Raw genomic sequence first — 12478 nt, 5'->3', positions numbered from 1 at the left:
TCCTTCCGCCGGCTGACAGCATTATTATACCATGGAGCGCAGCGGAATGGTATAATTGGCCATTGGGACGGTAGCAGGCAAAGCCTGCGGATCGTCCGGCCGTAAAAATTAAGTATAATAGCTGCTTTGCAGCTATTATACCATGGAGCGCAGCGGAATGGTATAATTGGCCATCGGGACGAGTCGTCCGGCCGTAAAATAAGTATAATAGCCGCCTTGAGGCTATTATAGCATGAAATAAAGTGGAATGGTAGAATCAGTCACGATTTCAGCTGCCTGCCGGGGAATTCTGTATCACGGGAGCGGAGCTGTTCTTGTGCGTCTGCCAGCGCCTTCGGGCAGCAGGGAAACGGACACGCGAAAAAGGCTGAAATTCAGCCGATACTGTGCGATACACTGTATTATCAGTAATTTCAAATTTAATTCGGAGACAAATAAACCGCATAAATAAAGGATTTATCGGCTGTTCAAAATTTATTTACAGGGAAATTTACTGCACACTATTGTGTTTTACACAGTAGTGTGTTATACTTCAGTCATGGAGGTGAGGAAGTGAACACACAGCTTCGAAAAGGTGTGATCGAGCTCTGTATCCTGGCGCTCATCGCCCAGAAGGATATGTATGGATACGACATTGTGCGTGCCATGGAAAAGTATACCGATATCAATGAGGGGACGGTATATCCCATTCTGCGGCGCCTGACCAAGGATGGTTACTTCGCCACCTATCTGGTGGAGAGTGACTCCGGTCCGGCCCGCAAATACTATACCATGACCGACCGGGGACGCATCTATCTGAAAAAGAACATACTCGACTGGGAGGAGATTATGCTGCTGGTCAATTCTATATTGAAAGGTGAGGGGAACGATGAACAGAAGTGAGTATATCGCACAGCTGACTGCGGCGCTGCGGGGAAAGCTGGCTTTTGATGAGATCGAGGATATTGTCCGGGACTACCAGGAGTTCTTTGACGAGGGAGTCCGGCAGGGCAAGAGTGAGGAACAGGTTGCAGCCGAACTGGGCAATCCCCGGGATGTGGCGCAGCAGATTCTTTCGGAGGAGCGGGAAACCCCTTCTTCGGGCACAGCCTCCAGTGAAGGCGGCTTCCGGGACAGCTTTACCCGGGGTGCGGAAAAGGTGGCAGACAGCGCCGATCAGTTTGCCAAGAAAGCCAATGCCTTTACCCGGCGCAAGATGGAGGAGCATGAACAGCGCAAGGCCCGCCGTCAGGAGGAACGGGCCAGCCGGGCTGTCTGGGAGGACAGCAGCCGATATTCCCGGCGCTCCGGCTGTCTGGGAGCACTGCTCAAGCTGGCAGCCGCAGTGATTGCCGCTCCCTTTGCCCTGGCCTTCCTGATCTGCTGTCTGGTTGGTGTGATACTGGGCGTTGCCGGCATCGTTGCCGCCATCTGCGGATTTGTGGTACTGGGCATGGTGCTTCCGCTGATTCCGTTCACAGCCATTGCCTGCGCCGTGGCAGGACTCATCTTTGTGATCTTCTTCTGTATTACAGCGGTGATTGCGGTGTTCTGGCTGCTCAAGGCGGTGCTGGTATTTATCCGGGATCTGCTCTTCGGACGGCGCATTGATGACGACTATTTCGACCGGGCATTCCGGGTGAGCGAGGACCCCAATGCCGGCTGGCATTTCCGGTCTGACCCGGGGGCATCCGGCTCCTGGACCGCCCAGGACTCCGGCAGAACCGATTCGGACGAGGAAAATTGGAAGGGAGGCGATCAGGAATGATGAAGCGTGTTTTCAAGATCAGTCTGATCGTGACAGTTGTATCGCTGCTGATTACCCTGGTGCTGCTTCCGTTTGGCGTCCGCAGCATGCTGGACACCGCCAACAAGTGGGCAGAATACACCACCTATGAGGTGGAATATGAACAGCCGGCAGAGGGGATTACCCAGGTGAATGTGAAGTTTACCGGACGGGAGTGGATGAGCTGCGGCGTGGAGCAGCAGAGCTCGGGTGAGAATATCACCCTCTCCACCAGCGGCCTGCAGCTCTATGATATCACCACCACTTCGGAAACGGACGGTACTGTCCTGAATCTCACCGTGGATTTCCAGGTGAAGCCGGAGTTTGAACAGCTTGCCTCCCTGGCCCGGGTCTCCAATATGATCCAGACCAATCTGAAGGTGCCGCTGGGTGTGGCAGTCAGCTTTGATGAGAGCAGCTGCCAGATTTCCAGCTATGTATCCCAGGACGATCAGCACTGGGTGATGAACGGTTTCCACGACTATGCCCAGGAGCCGCTGACCTGGAACAGCACCATCCGGGAAGCACTTTACCAGTATGCTGTGGGTGCCTATACCCGTGCGGAATTCGATTCCGCCTTTGACCGGGCTGCCGCCGACATCCTGGCTGATGTGAACGATACCGTCCGCAACAGTGAACGGGCTGCCGCCTCCGAGACGACCCAGTGGGGGTATGCCGAGCCCATGGAGCCGGACTATGACAACGGCGAGAGCGCATACACCGAAGTCATCATTGATAAGGGCGAGGAGTACGGCTCCAAAACCCTGCCGGAGAACACCGCTGCACTGGTGGAGGCCTATCTCGATGCCGTACAGGAGTACCTGGCAGTATCGGTGGACTGCTGGTGTGCCATGAACTCCAATACGATCCCGGCGCTCAAGACGGTGGATACTTCACTGGATACCCTGCGCAGCCAGCGCACCGCCGCCCAGCAGAAGGTCACCGAGGCACGCCGGGCCCTGGCAGATGCCGTGGATGGCTGTGTCTACCACGAGTATATCTACTCGGCACTGCAGCTGGGCTGATCTGCCCGGATTGAATTTGCCCCCCAATATCCCGCCCCCGGGTTTCCCACAGGAGGTCCGGGGGCATTTTTTATGCTTTGACGCTCATTGACGGGCATGGAGCGCTTTGCTACAATAAAGGAAAGAGAACCAGAAAGGGGAGCGGATTCCATGACTACAATGCTGCTGATCAGTGTGATGTTGACTGCCGGACTGCTGAAGGAGAACCAGCCGGTACAGATGCCGGTGCAGGTGAGCTTCCCCAGCGGGAATATCTCGGTGCTCACCGCTCAGGCGGACGAGGGCTGGCTGGAGGTGGACCGCACCTGGCTGATTCCCCGGGAGGGCGAGGAGCCGCTGCGGGTCGGGCTGTACGGGATCTGGCAGCTGGAGGAGACCCCGGAGGGAATGCAGGCCGCTTCCCTGGGACTGTGCGACGCGTTTGCCTTCCTGGAGGAAGGGGAGGAACTGCAGAGCTTCCATGAGAGCGACACCACTGTGAATTATCCGTCGAAGAAGGTATCTGCCCAGACACGGCTGGCAGTGCGTTCCGAAGGGGACTACTGGGGGCCGGAGAGCCTTGGGTTCTCCTGGGAGCTGCCGCAGCTGACCCGCACACAGGAGGGGGAGGCAGAATGAAGGAATACCGGATGCTGGAAACCCGGAAAGGGGAAGCGGAGGCGCTGATGAACCGGATGGCCCGGGAGGGTTAGGACGTGGTGAGCGTCACCTACTGGAGCGCCTGGAAGCTCTGTCTGCTCATCACCTTTTCCCGGGAGCTTCCGCCGGAGAAAGGCGAGGGGGAACCGCGATGAAGAAACTGCTTCTGGGCCTTGGAATGCTGCTCTCCGGCACGGTGGGATTCACCGGCTGGTGCATGGCGGTAGTGATGAAGGTGGAGCCCGGGGCACGGAGCCGGATATTCGGCTGCCTTTACGGGATGGACTGGCTCCCGGTGCTGTTCTTTGCCGCCATGGCAGCTGCCGGCCTGGTGCTGGCTGTGCGGGAAGCCCGCCGGGACAGCTGATTTCCCTGCGTAAAACAGAACTCTCTCTGCCTGATGGCAAGGGGATTTTTTTCGGCTCTGTGAACAGTTGAATTTTTTGTAAAATCACCGGGTGCCCGGAAGAGGGGCTATATATCGGCGGTAAATTGTGGTATACTATACTTTACTGTGAATTTTTACGACGAGAACGGAACGGCCCGCAGACCGGGCTGATCCGATCCAAGGAGTGTGAAACAATGGCAATGAAACTGATCCGGACCCAGGCCGGGGACGGGATCTTCGTCAATCTTATAAAGGACGACCGCTTCAAGCACGACCGTATCGCGGTCAACTTCATTCTGCCGCTGGCCCGGGAAACTGCCACCGGCTATGCCCTGCTGCCCTTCCTGATGCAGCGTGGCTATGCAGGCTGCAGCGACTTCACTGCCTTTGCCCGGAAGCTGGATGAGCTCTACGGCGCCACCGTAGCGGGCAAGGTATCCAAGGCCGGCAATTATCAGATCATCACCCTGACCATCACCCATGTGGACGACCGCTATACCCTGAACGGCGAACCGCTTGCCGAGGAGTGCGCCCGTCTGCTGGCAGAGATCGTCACCATGCCCGCCATCGAAAACGGACGCTTTGATCCCGAGGCGGTCGCCACCGAGAAGAACTCCCTGGCGGACACCATTGCCGCTGAGGTCAACGACAAGCGCAGCTATGCGGTTACCCGCTGCACCGAGCTGCTCTTTGAAGGGGAGCCGCTGGCTGTCAAGCAGTACGGCTATGCCGAAGATGTGGACGCCATCACCCCCGAGAGCGCCGCTGCCTGCTATGAGGCCATGCTGTCCACCGCCGCGGTGGAGATCACCATGATCGGCCCTTCTGCGGGCGAGGCAGTGACCGGCATCTTCCGGGAGGCCTTCCAGAAGGCACTGGAGAACCGGAACCGTCAGCCCATTGACCCCGACTTCGAGATGGAGCAGAAGATCCCCACCGAAGTGCGCCGTGTCACCGAGGAGATGGATCTCACCCAGGGCAAGATGGTAATGGGCTTCTCGCTGCTTCCGGCAGAGGACAAGAAGGCTCAGGCTGTATCCCGGATCGCCACTGCCATCTATGGCAGCTCGCCCTTCTCCAAGCTGTTCATGAATGTGCGGGAAAAGCTGAGCCTGTGCTATTACTGTGCTTCCCGTACCATGGCAAGCTATGGCTATATGCTGGTGGATTGCGGTATTGAGTCCGCCAACCAGGAAAAGGCTGAGGCCGAGATCCTGCACCAGCTGGACGAGGTCTGCGCTGGCAACTTCACCGAAACCGAGATGGAAAATGCCCGTCTGGCGGTGGTCAACTCCCTGCGCACCGTGACTGACTCGCTCAGTGCCATGAGCTCCTGGCTGCTCAATGAAATCCTCCAGGGCGGCGACAGTGCCGATCCCACCGATGAGATCGAGCTTACCCAGGCAGTCACAGCCGAGGAAGTCCGGGATTATATGCGGTCGGCAAAGCTCAGCGTTGTATATCTGCTGGCCGGACCAGGGAAGGGAGAGTAAACTGCCATGAAGAAAGAAATCATTCGTTCCCAGCGGCTGGGAGAGGAGTATATCCGGGTGGAACACCCCTCGGGACTCACCATCCTGCTCTATCCCACTCCCAAGCTGGCTTCCACCTATGCACTGTTCGCCACCAAGTATGGCTCCATCGACAACAGCTTCCGCCGCAGTGATGAGTCGGAATTCGTAACGGTTCCCGAGGGCATTGCCCATTATCTGGAACACAAGATGTTCGACTGCAAGGACGGCGATGCCTTCTCCAAGTACGCCAAGACCGGCGCCAACGCCAATGCCTATACCTCCTTTGACAAGACTGCTTATCTCTTCTCCTGCACCGACCATTTTGAGGAGAGCCTGCGCATCCTGCTGGAGTTTGTCACCGAGCCCTATTTCACCGAGGCTTCGGTTGCCAAGGAACAGGGCATCATCGGGCAGGAGATCGGCATGTATGACGATGACCCCGACTGGCAGGTGTACTTTAACCTGCTCGGCGCGCTCTATCAGGAGCATCCGCTGCGCATCGACATCGCCGGTACCGTGGAGACCATCGCCAGGATCGACGCCGACCTGCTCTATCGCTGCTATGACTGCTTCTACAACCTGCACAACATGGTGCTGTCGGTAGCGGGCAACTTCGATCCGGACGCCGCTCTGCGCCTCTGTGATGAGATCCTCCAGCCGGCAGCTCCCATCACCGTGGAGCGTGCCCATGTCTCCGAGCCGGAAGCAGTGCGCACCCATCGGGTGGATGTGTCCATGCCGGTAGCCACCACCATGTTCCAGGTGGGCTTCAAGGGCGTTTCGGCGGACGAAAAGACCAACTATGAAAACCAGATCATCGACGAGGTCATTAATGAGATTGTCGCCGGTGAAGGTTCTGCCCTTTACAGGGAACTGTACGACCAGGGTCTCATCAACAACACCTTCGGTACCGAAGTGATGTGCGGACGGGACTATATGGCGCTCATCTTCGGCGGCGAGTCCAAGGACCCGGACAAGGTCTATGAGGCCATCTGCCGGGAGTTTGACCGCCTCAAGACAGAGGGCGTATCCGCCGCTGACTTCGAACGGTGCAAGAAGGCGCTGTATGGCAAGTATATCGGCATCTTCAGCAGTTCCAGCTCCATTGCCACTGTGATGATGGAAACCCACTTCTTCGGACTGGGTGCCTTTGATGTGCTGGAGGTGCTCTCCGGCCTGACACTGGAACAGCTGGAAGCCCGGCTGCGGGAAAATGTGGACACTGCCCGGAGTGCGCTGTCCATTGTCCGTCCCATGGCCTGACGGGAGGAAACTGCTTTGGTTACAACTGTTTCGTTCCCGGGACTGGGACTGGAATTTGAGCTGAACCGGGTGGCTTTTTCCATCGGCGGGTTCAATGTCTACTGGTATGGCCTGCTCATCGGCATCGGCTTCATGCTGGCAGGCACCTATGCGCTGCTCAATGCCCGGAAGGTGGGCGTGGACAGCGACCGCCTCATCGATGTGGTGATGGTGGGTCTGGTCTGCGGCGTCATCGGCGCCCGGCTCTACTATGTGATCTTCGATTGGGAGACCTTCCAGGGCGACCTCTCCAAGATCTTCGATATCCGGCAGGGCGGCCTTGCCATCTACGGCGGCATTCTGGCGGGTATGGCAGGCGGCATCATCATGGCAAAGATCCGGAAGGTCCGGGTGCGTCCCGCCATGGATCTGGCAGCAGCCGGGTTCCTGATCGGACAGGGCATCGGACGCTGGGGCAACTTTGTGAATGTGGAGGCGTTCGGTTCCAATACCAGCTCCATCCTCGGCATGACCGGCCCCAAGGTGGTGGGGTATCTCACCCAGGTCAAGAATTCCGGAGCCGCCTGGGCTCAGAATATTGACCCGCACATGCCGGTGCATCCCACCTTCCTGTATGAGTCGGTGTGGTGCCTGACCGGATTTCTGATCATTGCCCTCTGGCTGATGCGCCGCCGCAAGTATGACGGACAGGTGTTCCTGTTCTACACCGCCTGGTATGGCCTGGGACGGTTCTTCATCGAAGGCCTGCGCACCGACAGCCTGATGTGGGGCCCGGTACGGGTATCCCAGGCGCTGGCTCTGGTGGCCTTTGTGACAGCGACTGCCCTGCTCATCTGGCTGGGCCAGAAGAAGAAAAAGCTGGGGGAGGACTTCCTGCCCCTGTACATCAATACACCGGAGGGACAGGCGGTAGCAGCCGGAACCTTCTATCAGAAGGCGCCGTCGCCGGAGATCCATACAGAGCAGCCGGCAGAACAGCCCGAGAAGCCCTCTGAGCCGGAGCAGCCAGCCGCTGCCCCGGAGGAGGAGAACCGGGCTGAGTAAGCAGAAACACAGGGAAGGAGCCAGAGAAAAAATGGCACAGATCTTAGACGGAAAACTGGTGGCCCAGAAGACCCGGGAGCGGTTGCGCCGGGAGGTGGCAGAGCTGGCAGAAGAGGGGATCGTTCCGGGACTGGCAGTGGTGCTGGTGGGAAATGATGTGGGCAGCCAGGTGTATGTCCGCAACAAGACCCGGGCCTGTGAGGAGCTGGGCATCCGCTCCTGGCAGTACAATCTCCCGGAGGACACCGCCCAGGCCGCGCTGCTGGAGCTCATCGAGAAGCTCAACGCCGATCCGGAAGTGCATGGCATCCTGGTGCAGTCCCCGCTGCCGGCGCAGATCGATGAATCGCTGGTGACCAACTACATCCGCCCCGAAAAGGATGTGGACGCGTTCCATCCGTTCAATGTGGGACGGATCATGCTCGGGGACTATACCTATCTGCCCTGTACTCCGGCAGGCATCATGGAGATCCTGCGGGAATACGGCATCGACCCGGCAGGGAAGCACTGTGTGGTGGTAGGGCGCAGCCATATTGTCGGGCGTCCCATGTCCATGCTCATGCTCCATGCCAACGCCACTGTTACCATCTGCCACTCCCATACCCGGGACCTGGCCTCCCATACCCGCCAGGCGGACATCCTGGTGGCAGCGGTGGGCCGGGAGCGGTTCATCACCGCTGATATGGTGGGGGAGGGCGCTGTGGTCATCGATGTGGGCATGAACCGGGACGCTGAGGGCAAACTCTGCGGCGATGTGGACTTCGCCGGAGTGGAACCGAAGGTTTCGGCGATCACACCGGTGCCGGGCGGGGTAGGACCCATGACGATTACCGAGCTTTTGCAGAATACCGTAACAGCGGCGAAAATTTTGAGCAAAAAAGCCGAAAATCCCTCTTGACATCGGATTTTGGGAATGATAAAATAATTTTACCGCATGCCCCGGGCTATAAGTGCGCCTTGCAACAAGGGCCGCCCCATGCAGCGAGTTTTTAGAAAGAGGCAGGTGCCTGGAACAATGTACGCTATCATCGAGACTGGTGGAAAGCAGTATCGCGTATCGGAAGGCGATATTCTTTTCATCGAGAAGCTGAACGCTGAAGCAGATTCCACTGTTGAGTTCGACAGAGTAATCGCTGCCGGCAACGATGGTGACCTCAAGTTTGGTACACCCACCGTTGAGGGAGCCAAGGTTACAGCTAAGGTAATCAAGAACGGCAAGTCTAAGAAGATCACTGTCTTCACCTATCGCGCCAAGAAGGATTCGAAGCGCAAGATGGGTCACAGACAGCCCTATACCAAGGTTCAGATTGAGTCCATCTCTCTGTAAGCCATGATTACCGCTGTGTTTGCCTGTGCAGCCGATGCCGTCGCGGCAGTTACCGTATCGGGACACGCCGGTTATGCTCCCGCAGGGGAGGATATCGTGTGTGCGTCGGTATCTTCAGCCGTACAGCTCACTGCCAATGCTTTGACCGAGATCCTCGGTACCAAAGCGCAGGTAAAAGTGTCGGAAAACTCTGTGAAAATCGTACCGGCACAGGGGGACAGCCGTTCCCAGGATTTCCTTCGGGCTTTGCAGCTCCACCTGGAACTGCTTGCGGAGGATTATCCCGGTACAGTGAAAGTAACGATTTCGGAGGTGTAGAAAATGCTGAAGCTGAATATGCAGTTCTTTGCTCATAAGAAGGGTGTTGGTTCCACCAAGAACGGCCGTGATTCCGAATCCAAGCGGCTGGGTGTGAAGCGTGCCGATGGTCAGTTCGTACTGGCCGGCAACATCCTGGTTCGTCAGAGAGGCACTCATATCTATCCCGGTCAGGGCGTAGGTAAGGGTTCTGACGATACCCTGTTCGCCACTCAGGACGGTGTAGTACGTTTTGAGCGCGTTGGCAAGGATAAGAAGAAGGTTTCGATCTATCCGGTTGCTGACTAATTGGCGTCCGCAAAACTGAAAACTTGGAGCCGGTGCAGACCGGCTCTTGGGAGATGGGGCAGAGAATGGCAACAGTTCTTTGCCCTGTTTTCTGTATATACGCCCGGAAAGCGGGCAGGTTTTTTAACGGGAAGTTCATTTTTTGCGCCCCACAGACCTATGGAGGGACAACAAAGATGTTTGTAGATATCAGTAAAATCAAGATCCGTGCCGGTAAGGGCGGCGATGGTTCGGTGCATTTCCACCGGGAGAAGTATGTGGCAGCCGGCGGCCCCGATGGCGGTGACGGCGGCAAGGGCGGCGATGTGGTATTCCAGGTGGACCAGAACCTCTCCACCCTCATCGACTTCAAGTACAAGACCAAGTATGCCGCAGAGGACGGTCAGCCCGGCGCCGGCAAGAACTGCTTCGGACGGGACGGCAAGGACATCATCATCAAGGTGCCGCTGGGCACTGTCATCAAGGACGCCAATACCGGACGCATCATGGCGGATATGTCCACCCTGGAGCCGGTAGTGCTGGCAAAGGGAGGCCGCGGCGGCTGGGGCAACAGCCATTTTGCTACCCCCACCCGGCAGATTCCCCGGTTTGCCAAGCCCGGCCTGCCCGGCGAGGAATATGAGGTCACCCTGGAGCTCAAGCTGCTGGCGGATGTAGGCCTGGTAGGCTTCCCCAATGTGGGCAAGTCCACCCTGATCTCGGTGGTATCCTCCGCCAAGCCCAAGATTGCCAACTATCACTTCACCACCCTCACTCCGGTGCTGGGCGTTGTCAAGATGGGCGAGGGCAACAGCTTTGTCATGGCGGATATTCCCGGCCTGATCGAAGGCGCCAGCGAAGGTGTTGGCCTGGGCCATGAGTTCCTGCGCCATGTGGACCGCTGCCGCCTCATCGTGCATGTGGTGGATGTGTCCGGTATCGAGGGCCGTGATCCGGAAGAGGACTATGCCATCATCAACCGGGAGCTGCGTGGCTTCTCGGAGGATCTGGCAGAGCGTCCGCAGATTGTGGCGGGCAGCAAGATCGACCTTGCCACTCCGGAACAGATCGAGTCCTTCCGTGCCTTTGTGGAGGAGCAGGGCCTGGAGTTCTATCCCATTTCGGCAGCCACCCATCAGGGCGTGGACGAGCTGATGCAGGCGGTGTCCCGGAAGCTGGCTGATCTGCCGCCCATCCGCTCCTATGAGCCGGAGCCGGTGCCGCTGGAGGAGCAGGTTGTCAAGGCCGGCAACGAATTCTCGGTACACGAGGAGGACGGCGTCTATACCGTCGAGGCCGACTGGCTGGGTCAGGTACTGGGCAGCGTCAATATGGACGACTACGAAAGCCTGCAGTACTTCCAGCGTGTGCTCATCAACTCGGGCATTATTGCCGAGCTGGAGCGCATGGGCATCCAGGAGGGCGATACTGTGCGCATCCTGGACTTCGAGTTCGACTTTATCCATTGATGGGAGCATAGCATGGACGATATTTTTGATCCCGGACTGCTCCGGGAAAATCCCCGGCAGATGAGTGCCGCTACCCTGGCTTTTCTCGGGGACGCAGTCTATGAGCTGCTGGCCCGGCAGAAGCTGGCAGTGACCACCATTCCCGCCGGGAAGCTGCACCGCATGGCAATCGGCATGGTCTGTGCCGGGGCACAGTCCCAGGCCTATGAAGTGTTGGAACCGCTGCTCACTGAGGAGGAACTGGCTGTCCTCAAGCGGGGACGCAATACCCACCCCTCCCATACGGCGAAAAACGCCAAAGTAGCGGATTACCGCCGGGCCACTGGTGTGGAAGCGCTGTTCGGCTATCTGTGGCTGTGCGGGCGCACCGCCCGGCTCCGGGAGCTGTTCGACGCGGTCTGTGCCGCGGCAGAGTCCGCCTCTGCCGCCCCTGCCCAGGCAGAATAGGAAAACCGCCCGGTATCCGGTTTGCATGCCGGATTCGGGCGGTTTTTTGATATGGTGTATAGGAGAGGAATCAAAGGGGTTTGTTACTTCTTGTTTTCCATGGTGGGTTCCTTGGGCTCACAGCCGGGCTTTTCCTTCTTCTGCTCGGGCTGGGCGGGGTTCTTCTTCTGCTTGTCCTTCATCTGGTTTCACCTCCCTCATTGCACTGATAGTATTTGGCAGCCCATCGTTTTTTATACATGAACCGAGGTTTTTTATGGCAAAGATCATCCGACCCAATCTGGTCAATACCGTGCGTTCCTCTGAAATTTCCGCCTGGCTCCGCTGGGGAGCGCTGTTTGCAGTGCTGTTGGCAGGGGCAGTGGGACTGCTGCTTGCAAAACAGTATCTTCCGGCGGCAGTCTGTATCCTGATCCTGCCCATCGCTCTGCCTCTGGCAAAGAAGCAGATCGGCGTGATCCGGGCCGGGGCGGACGGCGAGGCCGAGACTCTCCGCCTGCTCCGGAAGCTGCCGGCGGACTGGACGGTGATTCCCGATGCGGTCATTGAGTACCGGGGACACCGCAGCCAGACCGACTATATCCTGATCGCGCCCACCGGAGTGCTGATCCTGGAGGCAAAGAATGTCTCAGGCAAGGTGACCGGGCGGGCCGAGGACCGGGAACTCTCCCAGTATAAGCCCTCCCGGGGCGGACGCCCGGCAGAGCAGAAACGGATGTACAACCCGCTTCTGCAGGTCAAGGGGCACCAGACCACCCTTCAGAATATTCTCCGGGCTGCGGGGCTTTCTGTGCCGGTGCGCACAGCGGTCTATTTTGCCAACCCCAATGCGGAGGTGCACATTGACGGCGCTGTGAATGTGTTCACCGTCCACGACAGCCAGTCCCTGGATCAGTCCATGCGGCGGCTGCTGGGGAATGGGGAAAAGGTGGACACCGCAGCGGTGATCCGGGCGGTAAAGCAGTCCTTTTCCAAGTAAATAAGGCCGGCCTTTCCGGGGATCTGACCGGGA

General features: G+C 58.1%; 15 protein-coding genes. All 15 read left to right on the top strand.

Translation table 11 applies throughout. The features are described from left to right. Positions 1-552 precede the first annotated feature (552 nt). The 15 genes from H9X81_RS05615 (at position 553) to H9X81_RS05545 (ending at position 12445) form a co-directional block, all read left to right on the top strand. Positions 553-882, top strand: a complete 330-nt coding sequence (locus H9X81_RS05615; RefSeq protein ID WP_177502858.1) for a helix-turn-helix transcriptional regulator — start codon at positions 553-555, stop codon at positions 880-882. Beyond that, positions 869-1747 carry a DUF1700 domain-containing protein gene (locus tag H9X81_RS05610; protein WP_177502857.1) on the top strand — a complete coding sequence of 293 codons (879 nt, stop codon included), beginning with the start codon at positions 869-871 and terminating at the stop codon, positions 1745-1747. Before H9X81_RS05615 ends, H9X81_RS05610 begins: the two co-directional genes overlap by 14 nt. Next, a complete protein-coding gene (locus H9X81_RS05605; protein ID WP_204720443.1) occupies positions 1744-2790 on the top strand; it encodes a hypothetical protein in 1047 nt (348 codons plus the stop codon). The genes H9X81_RS05610 and H9X81_RS05605 overlap by 4 nt, the downstream gene beginning before the upstream one ends. Positions 2791-2940: 150 nt before the next feature. Beyond that, a complete protein-coding gene (locus H9X81_RS05600; protein WP_191392100.1) occupies positions 2941-3408 on the top strand; it encodes a hypothetical protein in 468 nt (155 codons plus the stop codon). 172 nt (positions 3409-3580) lie between these two features. Then, the gene (locus tag H9X81_RS05595; RefSeq protein ID WP_204720441.1) at positions 3581-3796 is read left to right on the top strand and encodes a hypothetical protein; all 216 of its coding nucleotides are present in this window, start codon (positions 3581-3583) and stop codon (positions 3794-3796) included. 215 nt (positions 3797-4011) lie between these two features. Continuing rightward, positions 4012-5310, top strand: a complete 1299-nt coding sequence (yfmF, locus tag H9X81_RS05590) for an EF-P 5-aminopentanol modification-associated protein YfmF (protein ID WP_204720439.1) — start codon at positions 4012-4014, stop codon at positions 5308-5310. 6 nt (positions 5311-5316) lie between these two features. Next, complete coding sequence (yfmH, locus tag H9X81_RS05585) at positions 5317-6594, top strand: EF-P 5-aminopentanol modification-associated protein YfmH (protein ID WP_204720437.1); 1278 nt, start codon at positions 5317-5319, stop codon at positions 6592-6594. A 15-nt stretch (positions 6595-6609) separates the two neighbouring features. Further along, positions 6610-7638, top strand: a complete 1029-nt coding sequence (gene lgt / locus H9X81_RS05580) for a prolipoprotein diacylglyceryl transferase (protein WP_204720435.1) — start codon at positions 6610-6612, stop codon at positions 7636-7638. Between the two features lie 31 nt (positions 7639-7669). Continuing rightward, positions 7670-8536 carry a bifunctional methylenetetrahydrofolate dehydrogenase/methenyltetrahydrofolate cyclohydrolase FolD gene (gene folD / locus H9X81_RS05575; protein WP_204720433.1) on the top strand — a complete coding sequence of 289 codons (867 nt, stop codon included), beginning with the start codon at positions 7670-7672 and terminating at the stop codon, positions 8534-8536. Between the two features lie 117 nt (positions 8537-8653). Continuing rightward, on the top strand, positions 8654-8965 hold the full coding sequence (rplU, locus tag H9X81_RS05570; RefSeq protein ID WP_177502748.1) for a 50S ribosomal protein L21: 312 nt from the start codon (positions 8654-8656) through the stop codon (positions 8963-8965). 3 nt (positions 8966-8968) lie between these two features. Next, the gene (locus H9X81_RS05565; protein WP_177502747.1) at positions 8969-9283 is read left to right on the top strand and encodes a ribosomal-processing cysteine protease Prp; all 315 of its coding nucleotides are present in this window, start codon (positions 8969-8971) and stop codon (positions 9281-9283) included. A 3-nt stretch (positions 9284-9286) separates the two neighbouring features. Beyond that, a complete protein-coding gene (rpmA, locus tag H9X81_RS05560) occupies positions 9287-9571 on the top strand; it encodes a 50S ribosomal protein L27 (protein WP_177502746.1) in 285 nt (94 codons plus the stop codon). A gap of 176 nt (positions 9572-9747) precedes the next feature. Next, positions 9748-11019: a GTPase ObgE gene (gene obgE / locus H9X81_RS05555; protein WP_177502745.1), complete on the top strand. Its 1272-nt coding sequence runs from the start codon at positions 9748-9750 to the stop codon at positions 11017-11019. A 12-nt stretch (positions 11020-11031) separates the two neighbouring features. Continuing rightward, entirely contained in the window at positions 11032-11466 is a 435-nt protein-coding gene (locus tag H9X81_RS05550) for a Mini-ribonuclease 3 (RefSeq protein ID WP_204720431.1), read from the top strand. A 256-nt stretch (positions 11467-11722) separates the two neighbouring features. Then, positions 11723-12445 carry a nuclease-related domain-containing protein gene (locus H9X81_RS05545; RefSeq protein ID WP_204720429.1) on the top strand — a complete coding sequence of 241 codons (723 nt, stop codon included), beginning with the start codon at positions 11723-11725 and terminating at the stop codon, positions 12443-12445. Positions 12446-12478 lie beyond the last annotated feature (33 nt).

Source organism: Hydrogenoanaerobacterium saccharovorans, from assembly GCF_016901815.1.
GTDB classification, from domain to species: Bacteria; Bacillota; Clostridia; order Oscillospirales; family Ruminococcaceae; genus Avimicrobium; species Avimicrobium caecorum.
This window is presented reverse-complemented; position numbering and strand designations above follow the sequence as displayed.

What these genes read in the sequence shown, in the direction of transcription:
- H9X81_RS05610 (WP_177502857.1), top strand. Translation starts at nt 869, where the DNA reads ATGAACAGAAGTGAGTATATCGCACAGCTGACTGCGGCGCTGCGGGGA.
- H9X81_RS05605 (WP_204720443.1), top strand. Translation starts at nt 1,744, where the DNA reads ATGATGAAGCGTGTTTTCAAGATCAGTCTGATCGTGACAGTTGTATCG.
- H9X81_RS05600 (WP_191392100.1), top strand. Translation starts at nt 2,941, where the DNA reads ATGACTACAATGCTGCTGATCAGTGTGATGTTGACTGCCGGACTGCTG.
- H9X81_RS05595 (WP_204720441.1), top strand. Translation starts at nt 3,581, where the DNA reads ATGAAGAAACTGCTTCTGGGCCTTGGAATGCTGCTCTCCGGCACGGTG.
- yfmF (WP_204720439.1), top strand. Translation starts at nt 4,012, where the DNA reads ATGGCAATGAAACTGATCCGGACCCAGGCCGGGGACGGGATCTTCGTC.
- yfmH (WP_204720437.1), top strand. Translation starts at nt 5,317, where the DNA reads ATGAAGAAAGAAATCATTCGTTCCCAGCGGCTGGGAGAGGAGTATATC.
- folD (WP_204720433.1), top strand. Translation starts at nt 7,670, where the DNA reads ATGGCACAGATCTTAGACGGAAAACTGGTGGCCCAGAAGACCCGGGAG.
- rplU (WP_177502748.1), top strand. Translation starts at nt 8,654, where the DNA reads ATGTACGCTATCATCGAGACTGGTGGAAAGCAGTATCGCGTATCGGAA.
- H9X81_RS05565 (WP_177502747.1), top strand. Translation starts at nt 8,969, where the DNA reads ATGATTACCGCTGTGTTTGCCTGTGCAGCCGATGCCGTCGCGGCAGTT.
- rpmA (WP_177502746.1), top strand. Translation starts at nt 9,287, where the DNA reads ATGCTGAAGCTGAATATGCAGTTCTTTGCTCATAAGAAGGGTGTTGGT.
- obgE (WP_177502745.1), top strand. Translation starts at nt 9,748, where the DNA reads ATGTTTGTAGATATCAGTAAAATCAAGATCCGTGCCGGTAAGGGCGGC.
- H9X81_RS05550 (WP_204720431.1), top strand. Translation starts at nt 11,032, where the DNA reads ATGGACGATATTTTTGATCCCGGACTGCTCCGGGAAAATCCCCGGCAG.
- H9X81_RS05545 (WP_204720429.1), top strand. Translation starts at nt 11,723, where the DNA reads ATGGCAAAGATCATCCGACCCAATCTGGTCAATACCGTGCGTTCCTCT.